Here is a 13867-nt window from a genome sequence, read left to right on the forward strand (position 1 = left end):
GAGCGATGAACAATACAGTGCTGTTTGTTACGTCCCAGTTGTATCCCTTTACGACCGGAACGATGGGGATCTTCAATTATTCCCTTCCTAAGAACCTGATCGGGATGGGCTGGGATGCCAGAGTTATTGTACCGAAAGTAAATAAAACCTATCGGCCCTACCCGCATGATACGGAGGTGATCGCCGAGCTGAATATTGCGATGGGCGATAAAGCCTATGCCTGTACGATTGAAGCTTGTGTCTATGACGGCGTCCCGCTCTATTTCATTCAAGACTCTTATTATTTCGGCAGAGACGAGCTGTATGGCTACGAGGATGAGGTGGAGCGGTTCAGCTTCTTCACCAAGGCCGTGCTGGAAGCATTGCCGCATCTCGGCTTTAAGCCGAAGCTTCTGCACTGCCAGGACTGGCATACCGGCTTTATTCCGCTGCTCAAGAAGGTCAAGTATGCCGGGCAGCCTTTCTATGAGGAGATCAAGACGCTGTATACGATCCACAATATGGGCTATCAAGGGATATTCGATCAAGATAATTGCTTGTTCCTGGATATGGACTGGGAGGAGCTTCTGAGGCACAGAGTCGATTATTACGAGCAGCTTAATTTCATGAAGACGGGCCTGCTGCATGCGGATAAAATAACGGCGGTCAGCCCTACCTATGCCAAGGAAATTGCAACCGAGCAGTATGGCTCCACGCTTGAATTGACCGTTCAAGAAAGGCAGGCCGACATCTGTGGCGTTCTCTGCGGCCTGGATCTTGAGATCAATAATCCTTCGGCAGATGCACGCATCTACGCGAACTACGACGAGCATTCATTGGACGGCAAATATGCGAACAAGCGGATGCTTCAGCAGGCGCTCGGATTCCAGGTCAGGGAGGATATTCCGATCCTCTCCCTGTTCTCCAGATTGAAGACGGAGAAGGGGCTGGATCTGGTCAAAAATACGTTCAAGGACATTATGAAGCTGGATATCCAATTCGTGATGGTATCCAATGGCGATGCGGTGTACGAGGAGTTTTTTCAGGAGGCTGCGCGCAAATATCCTGATAAATTCTCCTTTACGCTCTATGATAATGATTTTGCTTACAAAGCCTATGCGGGCTCGGATCTGTTCCTTATGCCCTCCAGCTATGAGCCGTGCGGCATTGGCCAGTTAATTGCGCTGCGATACGGCACCGTGCCTATCGTTCGTCAGGTCGGGGGGCTGAATGACAGCATTCAGCACTATAACGAGGAGACCGGAGAAGGGAACGGATTTCTATTCAAGCATTATAATGCGAAGGTGATGCTTTATACGATTCGCCAGGCCATTGAAGTCTATAAGCGCAAGGAGACATGGGAGAATATCGTCCGCAATTGCATGGTGCAGAATCATGGATGGCCGCGCTATGTGAAGGAGTATACAGGCGTGTATGAAAGGGTGCTGGGAGCATGAAGGCGGTCATTCTCGCAGGCGGCAAAGGAACAAGGCTAAGCGAATTTACGAAGGAAATTCCGAAGCCGCTTGTTCCGGTTAACGGGAAATCCGTATTGGAGTATGCCATCGATAATTTCGCCCGGTATGGAATGAAGGACATCATTATCGTTATCGGGCATCTGGGGCATAAAATTCAGCAGGTTCTGGGGGACGGCCAGGAGCTTGGTGTGAGGATCAGCTATTATGTGGAGGATCAGCCGCTCGGAACGGCGGGAGCTCTGTATGCGCTGAAAGACGTGCTGACAGAGGATTTTGTGCTTGCCTATGGCGATGTTATTTTTGATATCGATCTTGCCCGGTTCATCGCTTTCCACAAGCAGCAAGGGCTGACGGGAACGCTTGCCGCGCATCCCAACAATCATCCCTACGATAGCGATGTGCTGCGAATGAAGGGCAGCGGAGTCGTGGAGGACATTCTGAAGAAGAATGAGAAGCGGGATTTCTATTATAGCAATTGCGTGAATGCTGGCGTGTTCGTATTCAATAAACGGATTGTCAGCTATATTGCTGCGAATACGAAGCAGGATCTGGAGAAGGACGTCATCGCACAGCTGATTCCCGAGGGAGAGATCTGTGCCTACCGGACGACTGAATATATGAAGGATATGGGAACCCCCGACCGGTATGGACTGGTGCAGCGGCATGTGGAGAAAGGGATTGTAGGGAAGAAGAATCTGTCTCTGAAGCAGCGGGCTATCTTTATCGACCGGGACGGAACGATTAACAAATATGTCGGGCTGCTCTCCAAGCCGGAGCAGCTGGAAATTGAAGACCGTGTTGTGGAAGCGCTGCGGGAAATTAATGATTCGGACTATATCAGCATCGTCATTACGAATCAGCCGGTAGTTGCCCGGAATCTATGCTCGGAGGAGGAGCTCGGCCAGATTCACCGGAAGCTGGAGACCCTTCTTGGCGAGCGGGGTGTCTATGTGGACGATATTATGTATTGTCCCCATCATCCTGATGGGGGATATCCGGAAGAGAACAAGGCGTACAAAATTCCTTGCAGCTGCCGGAAGCCATCCATTGGCATGCTGGAAGCCGCCGCAAGCAAATACAACATTGACCTTGCAAGCTCGTTCCTGATCGGGGATACCACCGTTGATATCCAGACAGGCGTCAATGCGAATGTAAGCACGGTGCTGGTATCGACTGGACTCGGCGGGAAGGATAACAAATTTCAAGTGGCGCCGGATTATTATGCCGAGCATTTGCTGGAGGCGGTTCAGTACATTATGAAGTGAAGCAAATGACAGGACAGGGGGAATATTGTGATCACTAGCCAGGGGAGCATGATGCCGTATTTATACGGAGCGAATAAATGGGATCGGATCGGTATCGAGAAGCGGGCGGGGCTGCTTGCCCCTCTATTCAGCCTTCATTCGAAGCGGAGTGCGGGTGTAGGCGATCTGGAGGATTTGAAGCGGGCAGTGGACTGGTGCGAGCGAACAGGCCATACGATCCTTCAGCTTCTGCCTATGAGCGACTACTATAATACGCCTTATTCGACGACCACCTTGTTCGCCGTTGAACCGATGTATATGGCGATGGATCATTTGCTCGGAGTCGCGAAGGAAGCGGTCGAGCCATACATTCAGGGAATCCGGGAGCAGTTCCCTATCGATAAGGGCTTCATGGATTTGAATGTGAAGCACGCCAAGATTAACGCGCTTCATGATTTATTTCAGCAGGTGCAGCCTGTGGAAAGCCCGGCTTTTCACGATTATATGGCGGCCAATAAATATTGGCTGGATGACTACGCGCTGTTCTGCGCCTTGAAAATGAACTATTCACCGAATTTCTGGGAAGCTTGGGAGCCGAGGTACAGAGACCGCGATCCTGAAGCAATAGAGCAATTCTGCGAGGAGCATGCCCTCAGCATCTTATTCATCAAATGGATGCAGTGGCAGCTGTATGAGCAGTTTAAAGCGGCGAAGGCGTATGCGAATAGCAAAAACGTGCTGTTGATGGGTGATCTGTTCTATGTCTCCGCCCGGGACAGCTCCGATGTATGGGCGCGCGGCAAATATTTCAGGCTGGATCTTGTCCCTGGACTGCCCCCGGAACCGAGCCATGTGAAGGGGCAAAGATGGGGGGATCAGCCGATCTACAACTGGCAGGCCATCATAGCGGACGACTGTGAGCTTTATAAGAAGCGCTTGCAATATAATCAGAACTTTTTTGATATTATGCGGCTTGACGCGGCATCGACATTGTTCAAGATGTGGTGCATTCCAAGGGAGGAGCCTTCGGAGAATCTTGGTCTCAACGGATTCTACTATCCGGGCACGCCACAAGAACAGGAGGAACAGGGAAGGACGATGCTGACGGCTATGCTGGACAGTACCACAATGATGCTCTGTGCAGAGAACCTGGCTCCCTTTGGCGAGGAATTCACACCTATCGTGAGAGAATTGGGAATTCCTCCGATTAATTTTCAGCGCTGGGACAAGGATTGGGACGGAACGAAAGGATTTACGCTGCCTGAGGAGCATGATCCGCTCACTGTTTTTATTCTATCGAATCATGATACGTCCATATGGGGGGATTGGTGGGAGAATGAAGCGGGGACGATAGATGCTTCTATCTTTATGGAATACTGCGGCAAGGCAGGGCTTGATTATGAGGAGATGAAGGTAATTATTTTCGAAGAAACTCTCTCCTCCGATAACAAGCTGCGCTGGAGGAATCATGTAAACTCCCATGATAAATTGGCCGAACTTCTGGGCAGACCAAAGATGGATCTGTACGATCTGTATCACAGCTATGTTCTCAGCTACGGGGAAAAGGAGATGTTATGGGCCATAATGGGCCTGGAAGGAGCGGCAAGGGAGAAATGCGATCACGAGATCATTAGAGCGGCTATTCATTCTGTCCAATCCTCGAATGCGGTATGGTCGATAACGTCCATTCTTGATTATTTGAGCATGCTGGGGGCGATTGAAGGCGACTACCGCGAATTCAGATATAATCGGCCGGGCACCTGTGGAGATTGGAATTGGACGATTACATCTCCCCTTGCAATGGAAGAGCTGTTGGAGGAGAGTGTATGCTCTCAAGTGAGAGCCGTGGTCGAAAGCAGCATGTCAATTTCGACATCCAGCGTGTAATATAATGTCTAAATATTAGGATATTTAACTAATAAATAGTTCTCAATACTCTAAAAAAACAGCAGTTATCAGAGTATCATAAATAGGTGTCCATAATATTATACTTATGGTCATTATTTCGGGACCCATGAGAGGAGTGCTTTAAAATGAGTGGAGTAATGGGGCAAGTAGCTGTCGATTTTCGAGCGGATATCCAGGGATATTTGAGTGGATTGAAGGAAGTGCTCGATCAACTGGACGTCAATGAGATCCAAACCGTCATTGAGAAATTAATTAAGGTGAATGAGCGTGGAGGATTTGTTTACATTTTCGGCAACGGCGGAAGCGCCTCGACCGCATCCCATTTCGTCAATGATTTCAACAAGGGTGTAAGCGAGAAGCTGCGCAAGAAGTTCCGCTTCTGCTGCTTGAATGACAGTGTATCTACGATTATGGCAATCGCCAATGATGTGAGCTATGATCAAATTTTCAAAGTGCAGCTGGAAAACTACTTGACGCCTAATGACCTTGTGATTGGAATATCCGGCAGCGGCAATTCCAAGAATATTGTAGCGGCGCTGGAATATGCCAATACGCAAGGGGCGGAGACAATCGGGCTGGTCGGCTATGACGGAGGCAAGGTCAAGGAGCTTGCGACATGCTCCATCCATGTGCCGATTCATGACATGCAGAAGGTCGAGGATGTGCATATGATTATGGATCATCTCATGATGTTTATTCTCAAGGATTATTTGGAGAGGTGGGCGAGCTAACCTGCGATGAATGGTGTCAGCACCTTATAAGGAGATGAATTGATAAGCGAATAGAATCGGGTACCCGGTAAAGGCAAAGGCTTGTCCCATCCGTCATGACGACTGGGGACAGGCCTTTTGTGCTTCGTTCGGACAGGATTGATTGTTGGAGCATCCAATTCTATAATTAGCAGCATCGATGGATGTCATAATCAATAGTGATCAATAGCAAGGAGGAGAGGCTGGAGATGGAGGCCATGCTTGATATCGTGGTTCGATCCACAGAAATTGATGTCAACGGACATGTGAATAATGCAAAATATTTGGAGTACCTGGAATGGGGAAGAGAGGAATGGTACGAGCGGTCAGAGCTGCATTATGAAACTTTGCTCGCCATGGGGATTCAGACCGTTACCGTTAACATTAATATTAACTATCGGCATGAATGCAGACAGGGGGATCGTTTAACAATCACGACCACTCCCGAGAGAGCCGGACGAACCAGCTATGTGCTCAAGCAGACGATTATCAATGCCGATGGTGTATTGTGCGCAGATGCGCTCGTCACCAGTGTCACTATGGATGTGGCGACACGCAAGAGCAGGGAAATTCCCGGCGAGCTGCGGCGGTTGTTCGCAGCGGAGGCGCTGTGAGGTTGCCGTGGAGCTGCATCATGTATATCATTGCCCCAATGTAAGTAGAATACTGCTAGACGACGCTCATTGAATAAGCAGAATTGGAGGCGGGCACAACGTGAAATTCAGAACAGAGAAGGACTCCATGGGAGAGATTCAAGTTCCCGCGGAACGGCTGTGGGGAGCGCAAACGCAGCGAAGCCTGAATAATTTCAAGATCGGTGCGGATACGATGCCACTTGAGCTCATTCGTGCTTTTGCGTATTTGAAGAAGGGTGCGGCTATCGTTAATAAGGAGCTAGGCAAGCTTGACGCAGGGAAAGCGGATGCCATTGCGGAGGCCGCCGATGAGGTATTGGCGGGACGATGGGATGATGAATTCCCGCTTGCTGTATGGCAGACGGGCAGCGGTACGCAGTCCAATATGAATGTGAATGAGGTCATTGCGCGCAGAGCGGGCCAGCTGCTGGATGAACGAGCGGGCTCCGGCGCAGTTCATCCTAATGATGATGTCAATCGTTCCCAGAGCTCGAACGATACTTTCCCGACTGCGATGCACATTGCGGCTGCAATTGCAGTCGATGAGCTTGTGCTGCCGGCCATCGCGCAGCTAAGGGGGACTCTGGAACGCAAGCGTGATGAATACGCGAACGTGATTAAGATCGGTCGCACCCATTTGCAGGATGCGACTCCCCTTACGCTGGGGCAAGAGATCAGCGGCTGGGTGAGCATGCTCGCGAAGTGCGAGCGATATCTTCTTACCAGCCGCGAAGAGCTCCGTGAGCTTGCCATTGGCGGAACCGCAGTGGGCACAGGGCTCAATGCCCATCCGGAGTTCGGAGATCGCGTTGCTTCTGCGATCAGCGGACTGACGGGCAAGCGGTTCGTGAGCGCCGCCAATAAGTTTCATGCGCTGACAAGCCACGATGAGCTTGTATTCGTCCATGGAGCGCTCAAGGCGTTGGCGGCGGATCTTATGAAGATCGCCAACGATGTCAGGTGGCTGGCGAGCGGCCCGCGCTGCGGAATCGGCGAGATCCGCATACCGGAGAACGAGCCCGGCAGCTCCATTATGCCGGGCAAGGTCAATCCCACGCAGAGTGAGGCGCTGACTATGGTCGTCTGCCAGGTGATGGGCAATGATGCGGCAATCGGCTTCGCAGCCAGCCAAGGCAACTTCGAGCTTAACGTGTTCAAGCCCGTTATTATTCGCAACTTCCTGCATTCAGCACGGCTGCTGGCCGATGCAATGCGATCATTCGATGAGCATTGCGCCACCGGCCTGGAGGCGAATCTCGAAGCTATCGCCAGCTATCTGAGCGAATCGCTCATGCTGGTGACAGCACTTAACCCGCATATCGGTTATGAGAATGCGGCGACGATCGCCAAGACCGCACACAAGGAAGGGCTAACCTTGCGTGAGGCGGCGATCCGCAGCGGGCTTATTACCGCTGCGAAGTTCGATGAGGTGGTGCGGGCGGAGGATATGATATATCCGAAGAACTGACATCAGCCACCAGGTACGAGCCACAGGTCACCAGGCACGAGCCACAGGTCACCAGGCACGAGCCACAAGTCACCAGGCACGAGCCACAAGTCACCAGGCACAAGTCACCAGGCACGAGCCACAAGTCACCAGGCACAAGTCACCAGCCGCGAGCCACGAGCCACCAGCAGCAAGTCTATTGCTGGATCGGCGGATTTATTTTTGGCGAACTTGAAGAATGGGAAGAAGAGCCTTCGTGGTTCTTCTTTTTTTTGCCCAGAAAGGGCAGTGACAGTGCGAACTGCTTGCATGGTTTTTTGTGAATGCCATTTCTGTCGAAATGCAGTACCGCATTTATTTCACCGCCAAGCACGATTATGATGCTGGACAAATACAGCCATGTCAGCAGTACGATGATCCCTCCAATGCTTCCATAGGTCTTGGAATAGCTGCCGAAATTGTTTACATAGAAGGAGAACAGCAGCGAGATCGTTATCCAGCCGAATGTGGCGAAGACCGCCCCCGGAATGACCTCCTTGAACCTCAAACTCAGGTTCGGAATGAACAGATACAGCGAAGCGAACACGGCAATCATCATAAGAATGGGCAGCACATACTGGCCGGTTGCCCAGATTTGATCGAAGCTGCCGGGCAGACGAGAGAACTTATACAGGGAGTCTCCTATCACTCTGCCAAATACGAGCATAACAAAGCTGCATACGATAACGACAGCCAATACGATCGTGAATGCGAGCGAGATTGATTTGACCTTCCAGAACGGCCGTGATTCCTCCACATCGTACGCTTTGTTGAGCGCCTTCATCACCGCGCTGATGCCGTTGGACGCAGACCATAGCGTAATCAGAAGGCCGAAGGAGAGCAGGGAGCCGCTGCGGGATTCCTGAATCTCCGCGAAAGCATCCGTAATTGTGGAAGCAGACATCTCGGGCAGAACAAGCTGAATGTATGCGATGACATTCTGGATGCTGAGGTCAGTGAAGCTGAGAACCGCGATGACGAAGATCAGAAACGGGAAGAATGCAAGTATCAGATAGTAGGTCAACTGCGCTCCCATAGCAGGAACCTCATCATCCTGGAATCGGCAGTAAAGATTTTGAGCGAAATCGAGGGATCGTTTCTTAAAGGGTGTACGTGGCTTAGGCATAATTGCGGCCTCCTTCCTTATCACGTTAATACCCCTTCGCGTCATGAATTAACCGTGGGGAGGTTCAAGGTTCGCCAGCAAGCTCGGCAGCATTAGCCTGGATTGTTTGCAAATTTTATGCTTTTTTTAGATTTCATTAACGAGCAGTTTAGAGTTAGGGATTATTCTGATATCAGAAAGCTTCAGGAAACAAAAGGAAGTTTTCAAAAATAGATGAGGTGGAGGAATAGAAGATGAATAAGAAAAAATGGTTGAGTTTCGGCATCCCGGTAGCTGCAAGCGCAGTATTGCTGGTAGTCAGCGGCTTCACGGTTAGTGCAGGCACGTCCGGTTATGAGGCTTACAAATCAGCGTTGAAGAACAGTGACAACATCTCCAGTGTAACGACAGATTTCGCCCTGTCAGTCACGGATAATGGCAAGAGCGTCCTGGATGCAAAAGCAAATATTAAGCTGGATGAGGAAGGAGAGGGCACTAACGCTAATTTCTCCATAAACAACGGCACCGATAGCCGCCAATTGCAGGTTTATCACCAAGGAGACCAGGTGATCGTCAAGAACAGTGCGGATGATACGTATTACACCTTGGATACGAAAGAAAATAGCCGGAAAATAGAGCGAATGGAAAGAGAGAAATGGGAAGCGCCAGAGGAGATTGAGAATGTCATTGATGCCCTGGTCGGCAATTTGAAGCAGCAGATCAGTCTTGAAGAAGGAGCCGACGGGAAGCAGGAGGTTTCCTTGCATATGTCGGGCAATCAATTGCCGCCAATCGTCAATGCTGCCGGATCGCTAATGATCAAGTTTGCGGGTGAGCATAAGGAGTTCAACGCGGATGACAATAATTCCAATTCATTCAAAGAGCAGCTGTTCGGTGAAGAATTCGATGCCGCAATACCGGATCTGACAGAGGATATTCGAATTGAGGCAGTAAATATAGATGCCACGATCAATAAAGACAACCAATTGGAGCATCAGGCCTTTGAAATTGAAGTTACCGGTAAGGATGAGGCAGGGCAGGCACATGAAGTGAAGGTCGCTTTCAAAGCGGATTTTACTAACTTTAACGGTACGGTAGCCGAAGAGATCGATCTGCAGGGCAAAAAAGTTGAAGCTATCGATCCGAAAGCATGGAAAGAGAGAAAGCATCACTAAGATACAACGACCAAATCGGCCAAGGGAGCCGGATGCTGCACCACAGTGTCTGGCTCTGATGGTTTATGAATGAGGGGATAATAATGACAGAGCAAGCAGCGATGACAATAGCCCATATATCCAAAACCTACAAGAATGGTAGAGGCGTGCGCGATGTTAGCCTCTCCGTTAATAAAGGAGAGATATTTGGCCTGTTCGGCCCTAATGGCTCGGGCAAGACGACATTGCTCAAGATTATGACAGGTCTTTGTACTGCAGACGAGGGAGCCATCCACATTTTTGGCCATTCTATTTCAGAGCAGTTTGAAGGGGCGATGGCTAAGGTTGGTTGTGTCATTGAGACTGCGGATGCATACGAGTATATGAGCGGGTATGCGAATTTGAAGCTGGCAAGCCGATTTTATAACGATTTGCCGAGCGGCCGGATTGAAGAAGTATTGGAATTAGTAGGATTGAAAGCATACGGCCATGAAAAGGTAAGCGGATATTCCCTGGGCATGAAGCAGCGGTTAGCGCTGGCGGCAGCACTGATAAGCAATCCCAAGCTGATCATATTGGATGAACCGACGAACGGTCTTGATATTGAGGGAATCATCTCGGTGCGAAATGTCATTCTTCACCTGGCCGAGCATCAGGGCATGACCTTCATTATCTCCAGCCATATGATGAGCGAGATGGAGTTGATTTGCACGCGGATTGGGATTCTTTTTGGAGGACAGTTGATTGGGCAAGGGGAAATCGGAGAGCTACTAGAGGGAGGACAAACGATGGAGCAGTATTATCTGTCCGCGATTCAGCCATTCAAGGAGGGGGCAGCACATGTTTAGCTTAACTGCGAATATCCGTAATGAAATGCACAAATGGTGGCTGCATCGCAAGACCAAATGGTTCCTGCTGGCCATTGTACTCCTGCCTGTGGGGTTTGCCTGGTTAATTGCTAACGTGCAGGTGAGCATGGGCATTTCGGCAATTATCGGAACAGACTTCCCGCTCATCATGCTTGGCCTGTTGACGACAATTCTGCTTCCGCTCTACTTGTTCATGACCGCCGCAGATTCATTCTCAGGCGAATCGGCAGCACGAACAATGAAGATCGTTCTTGTAAGACCGATTACAAGGTCGAAAATTTTTGCTTCCAAAGTCATTTCCTTGATTGTTATTGCCATTATCACACTTGCAGGAGGCTGGTTGGCCTCGCTCTTGTCGGGTCTGTTTCTCGAGAACAGCTGGAGCTTGTCCGGAATATGGGATGGAGCAGCTGCGTACATGGTAGCCTTGGTCCCGATGGCTGTTGTGGCGATCTTTGCTGCACTAGTGGCGCAGTGGTTTCAAAGCAGTACGACAGCCATCATCTTATGTATTGCCATTTACGGGGCACTCAAGCTGCTGCCTTACCTCCTTCCACAAGCTTCTGTCTGGTCGCCCTTTGCTTATACGGATTGGTACAGCATGTGGTTAGGGAACGGTGTTTCATTCATGAAACTATTCAGTGTCTTCGTCTTTCTGTTATCGTGCAGTATAATAGTGTACATGGCAGGTTTGTTGCAATTTGCCAGAAGACAATACTAAACTAGGAGAATTCCCATGTCCATCCGGCTGAAGCTGCTGCTTTCCTATCTCGCAATGATTATTGTACCTGCGATTATTTTTATACTTACCGTTGTTATCATCTTGTCTTTGATTATGAAGGACAAAATGAATCCGCTCATCAGGATCATAGGTGATTTCGAAAGCGTGAGGGAAGCGCAAGAAATGATGCAGAAGCAGGAAGAATGGACATCAGGGCTAGCCTTCTTCTCCAAACACGAGCCGGAACGCTTTCGGGATGCTTCATTTCTGAAGAAGACCGATCAAGAACTAGATGGTTCGGAAACTGGTCTTGCAGTTGAGATTGACGGCTCATTAACATTCGCTTCATCGTTCTTGAATGAGGGGGAGCTTGAGCACAAGCTGAAGACGATAGAAAAGAAACGACCTGTCTATGGCTATATTGAGGCAGATCATTTTGATATTGGCGGCGTTGATTATATGGTAACGGTGCATGAATTGACTTTCGCGGATAATAGCAAAGGTATACTGTACGTATTGGCTGAGGATCGAGTGAGCGAGATGCTTATGATCAGCTTTCCATTTATCATTCTATTCGTACTGCTAGTAGTGGGATTAACAAATGGGGGATTAACCTATCTCATGTCTCGCAGCTTTATTAAACCGTTATACGCACTCAAACGGGCAGCGCAGCAGATCAAGGAGGGCAATCTTGACTATAATCTGAAGCTTGTCCGAAAAGACGAGTTTGGCCAATTAAGTGATGCTTTTGAAGAAATGAGAGTCAGGCTCAAGGATTCGATTGGGATTCAGCTGCAGTTTGAAGAGAATCGGAAAGAATTGATCTCGAATATCTCGCATGATTTGAAAACTCCGATAGCAGCGATAACGGCATGCGCGGAAGGAATGAAGGATGGCATTGCCGATTCTCCGGAGATGCAGCTTAAATATATCGATATGATTCATAAGAAGGCCTCTCACATGAATCGGTTAATAGATGAGTTATTCCTATTCTCGAAGCTGGATTTAAAGCGGCTCCCGTTCTACTTCGAGCAGACGGACATTCGCGGATTCTTGAACAATTATGTGGAGGAGCTTCGACTGCATCCGCAATATTCGGAAATCCGCTTCTTATTGGTTAGCGATTGTAATGAGCCGGTATATGTCATGGCTGACCGTGAGAAGCTTGGCAGAGTGATCGCGAATATAGTGGACAATAGTATCAAGCATATGGACACAATTGAGAAAATCATACAGTTCGAGCTCAGTGGCAGCAGAGAAGAAGCGACGGTATCGATTAGAGACAGCGGAAGAGGAATTAATGCTGATGCGCTTCCCTATATATTTGACCGGTTTTATCGAGCGGAGTCCGCCAGAAATACAGATACGGGCGGCACAGGGCTTGGTCTTGCTATTGTGAAACAAATTATAGAGGAGCATGGGGGCAGAACATGGGCTGAGAGCACCCTGGGTGAAGGAACCGCAATCAGCTTTACATTACTTACTCCAGAAGGGCATAAAGGTGAACGTCATGAAAAAAATACTAATCATTGAGGACGATACAGTTATAGCAGAAGTGCAAAAAGATTATCTGGAGGCAAGCGGCTATACGGTAAACATTGCAACGAGCGGTGACGTTGGTCTGCAAATCGCCATGAATGAAAAGGTTGATTTGATCATTCTGGATCTGATGCTCCCTGGCGTGGATGGTTACGAGATATGCAAGCAGGTCCGCGAGCATAGTACCGTTCCTATTCTCATGGTATCAGCAAAGAAAGAAGAAGTAGACAAAATCCGTGGTTTCGGTTTAGGCGCTGATGACTACATCATCAAACCCTTTAGCGTTGGCGAGTTAGTCGCAAGAGTGAAAGCCCATCTCGCTCGATTCGAGCGATTGACAGGTGACCAGTCGCATAAAAGGAAACAAGAACAGGTTCGCATTCGGGATCTCGTAATCGATAAGCTTCCGAGAAAAGTATACGTAAGAGAACGGGAAGTTGTATTTACTACGAAAGAATACGATTTATTGCTTCACTTGGCGTCGAATCCGAACCGCGTATTTACGAAAGAGCAGCTATTCGAAAGCATATGGGGACTAGACTCCCTCGGTGATCTGCCTACAGTTACCGTTCATATAAGCAAGCTCCGAGAGAAAATTGAGCAAAATCCCTCCAAACCCCAATTCATCGAAACAATCTGGGGTGTTGGTTATCGATTTAACTTGTAACGGAGTCGCACGACGATTACTTGCTAATCCAAGAAGATTCACCTAATCTGGCTTATATAATGAAAAAAAGTAATAAATGTATTTATTAAAATTAATAATTAAATAATTTATAATATAGACGAGTTCAGATGCAATGTGGGCTCGTTTTTTGTTGGGCTACTTTAAAATAATCACCCATAAAGATCATATTCCATCTACCTAAAGCGCATCAATATAGACCGCAAATTATCCGTCATCTTTCCATTCTGTCAGTTCCTAATTATACTGAAAATCGACAAAATTTAGTCTATTAATCCAAATAGAAAGATTTAAAGGAAAAATTAATATAGTTCG

12 protein-coding genes are annotated in these 13867 nt (G+C 48.7%); 11 read left to right on the forward strand and 1 reads right to left on the reverse strand.

Annotated elements, in window-relative coordinates:
- Positions 1-5 precede the first annotated feature (5 nt).
- From K0T92_RS21745 to fumC, 6 genes are all read left to right on the forward strand, one after another.
- Complete coding sequence (locus tag K0T92_RS21745) at positions 6-1436, forward strand: glycogen synthase (protein WP_219874599.1); 1431 nt, start codon at positions 6-8, stop codon at positions 1434-1436.
- Positions 1433-2722: an HAD-IIIA family hydrolase gene (locus K0T92_RS21750; protein ID WP_219874600.1), complete on the forward strand. Its 1290-nt coding sequence runs from the start codon at positions 1433-1435 to the stop codon at positions 2720-2722. The genes K0T92_RS21745 and K0T92_RS21750 overlap by 4 nt, the downstream gene beginning before the upstream one ends.
- A 27-nt stretch (positions 2723-2749) precedes the next feature.
- Positions 2750-4588 carry a 4-alpha-glucanotransferase gene (locus K0T92_RS21755; RefSeq protein ID WP_219874601.1) on the forward strand — a complete coding sequence of 613 codons (1839 nt, stop codon included), beginning with the start codon at positions 2750-2752 and terminating at the stop codon, positions 4586-4588.
- Positions 4589-4734: 146 nt separating this feature from the next.
- Positions 4735-5340, forward strand: coding sequence for an SIS domain-containing protein (locus K0T92_RS21760; protein ID WP_219874602.1), 606 nt, complete (start codon positions 4735-4737; stop codon positions 5338-5340).
- Positions 5341-5567: 227 nt separating this feature from the next.
- Positions 5568-5972, forward strand: coding sequence for an acyl-CoA thioesterase (locus tag K0T92_RS21765; protein WP_219874619.1), 405 nt, complete (start codon positions 5568-5570; stop codon positions 5970-5972).
- A 100-nt stretch (positions 5973-6072) separates the two neighbouring features.
- On the forward strand, positions 6073-7461 hold the full coding sequence (gene fumC / locus K0T92_RS21770) for a class II fumarate hydratase (protein WP_219874603.1): 1389 nt from the start codon (positions 6073-6075) through the stop codon (positions 7459-7461).
- Between the two features lie 175 nt (positions 7462-7636).
- Here the strand turns inward: fumC and K0T92_RS21775 are convergent, their stop codons facing one another.
- Positions 7637-8605, reverse strand: a complete 969-nt coding sequence (locus tag K0T92_RS21775) for a YihY/virulence factor BrkB family protein (RefSeq protein ID WP_246628346.1) — start codon at positions 8603-8605, stop codon at positions 7637-7639.
- 233 nt (positions 8606-8838) lie between these two features.
- On the opposite strand from K0T92_RS21775, the gene K0T92_RS21780 reads away from it, so the two are divergent.
- The 5 genes from K0T92_RS21780 to K0T92_RS21800 all read left to right on the forward strand — a co-directional run bounded on the left by K0T92_RS21780 (position 8839) and on the right by K0T92_RS21800 (position 13534).
- Positions 8839-9759, forward strand: coding sequence for a hypothetical protein (locus K0T92_RS21780; RefSeq protein ID WP_219874605.1), 921 nt, complete (start codon positions 8839-8841; stop codon positions 9757-9759).
- Between the two features lie 83 nt (positions 9760-9842).
- Positions 9843-10586, forward strand: a complete 744-nt coding sequence (locus K0T92_RS21785; protein WP_219874606.1) for an ABC transporter ATP-binding protein — start codon at positions 9843-9845, stop codon at positions 10584-10586.
- Entirely contained in the window at positions 10579-11328 is a 750-nt protein-coding gene (locus K0T92_RS21790) for an ABC transporter permease (protein ID WP_219874607.1), read from the forward strand. The genes K0T92_RS21785 and K0T92_RS21790 overlap by 8 nt, the downstream gene beginning before the upstream one ends.
- Before the next feature lie 15 nt (positions 11329-11343).
- The gene (locus K0T92_RS21795) at positions 11344-12861 is read left to right on the forward strand and encodes a sensor histidine kinase (RefSeq protein ID WP_219874608.1); all 1518 of its coding nucleotides are present in this window, start codon (positions 11344-11346) and stop codon (positions 12859-12861) included.
- Positions 12839-13534, forward strand: a complete 696-nt coding sequence (locus K0T92_RS21800; protein WP_219874609.1) for a response regulator transcription factor — start codon at positions 12839-12841, stop codon at positions 13532-13534. The genes K0T92_RS21795 and K0T92_RS21800 overlap by 23 nt, the downstream gene beginning before the upstream one ends.
- Positions 13535-13867 lie beyond the last annotated feature (333 nt).

Origin of the sequence: Paenibacillus oenotherae, assembly GCF_019443105.1 — a bacterium.
In the GTDB taxonomy this organism is placed as follows: Bacteria; Bacillota; Bacilli; order Paenibacillales; family Paenibacillaceae; genus Paenibacillus_Z; species Paenibacillus_Z oenotherae.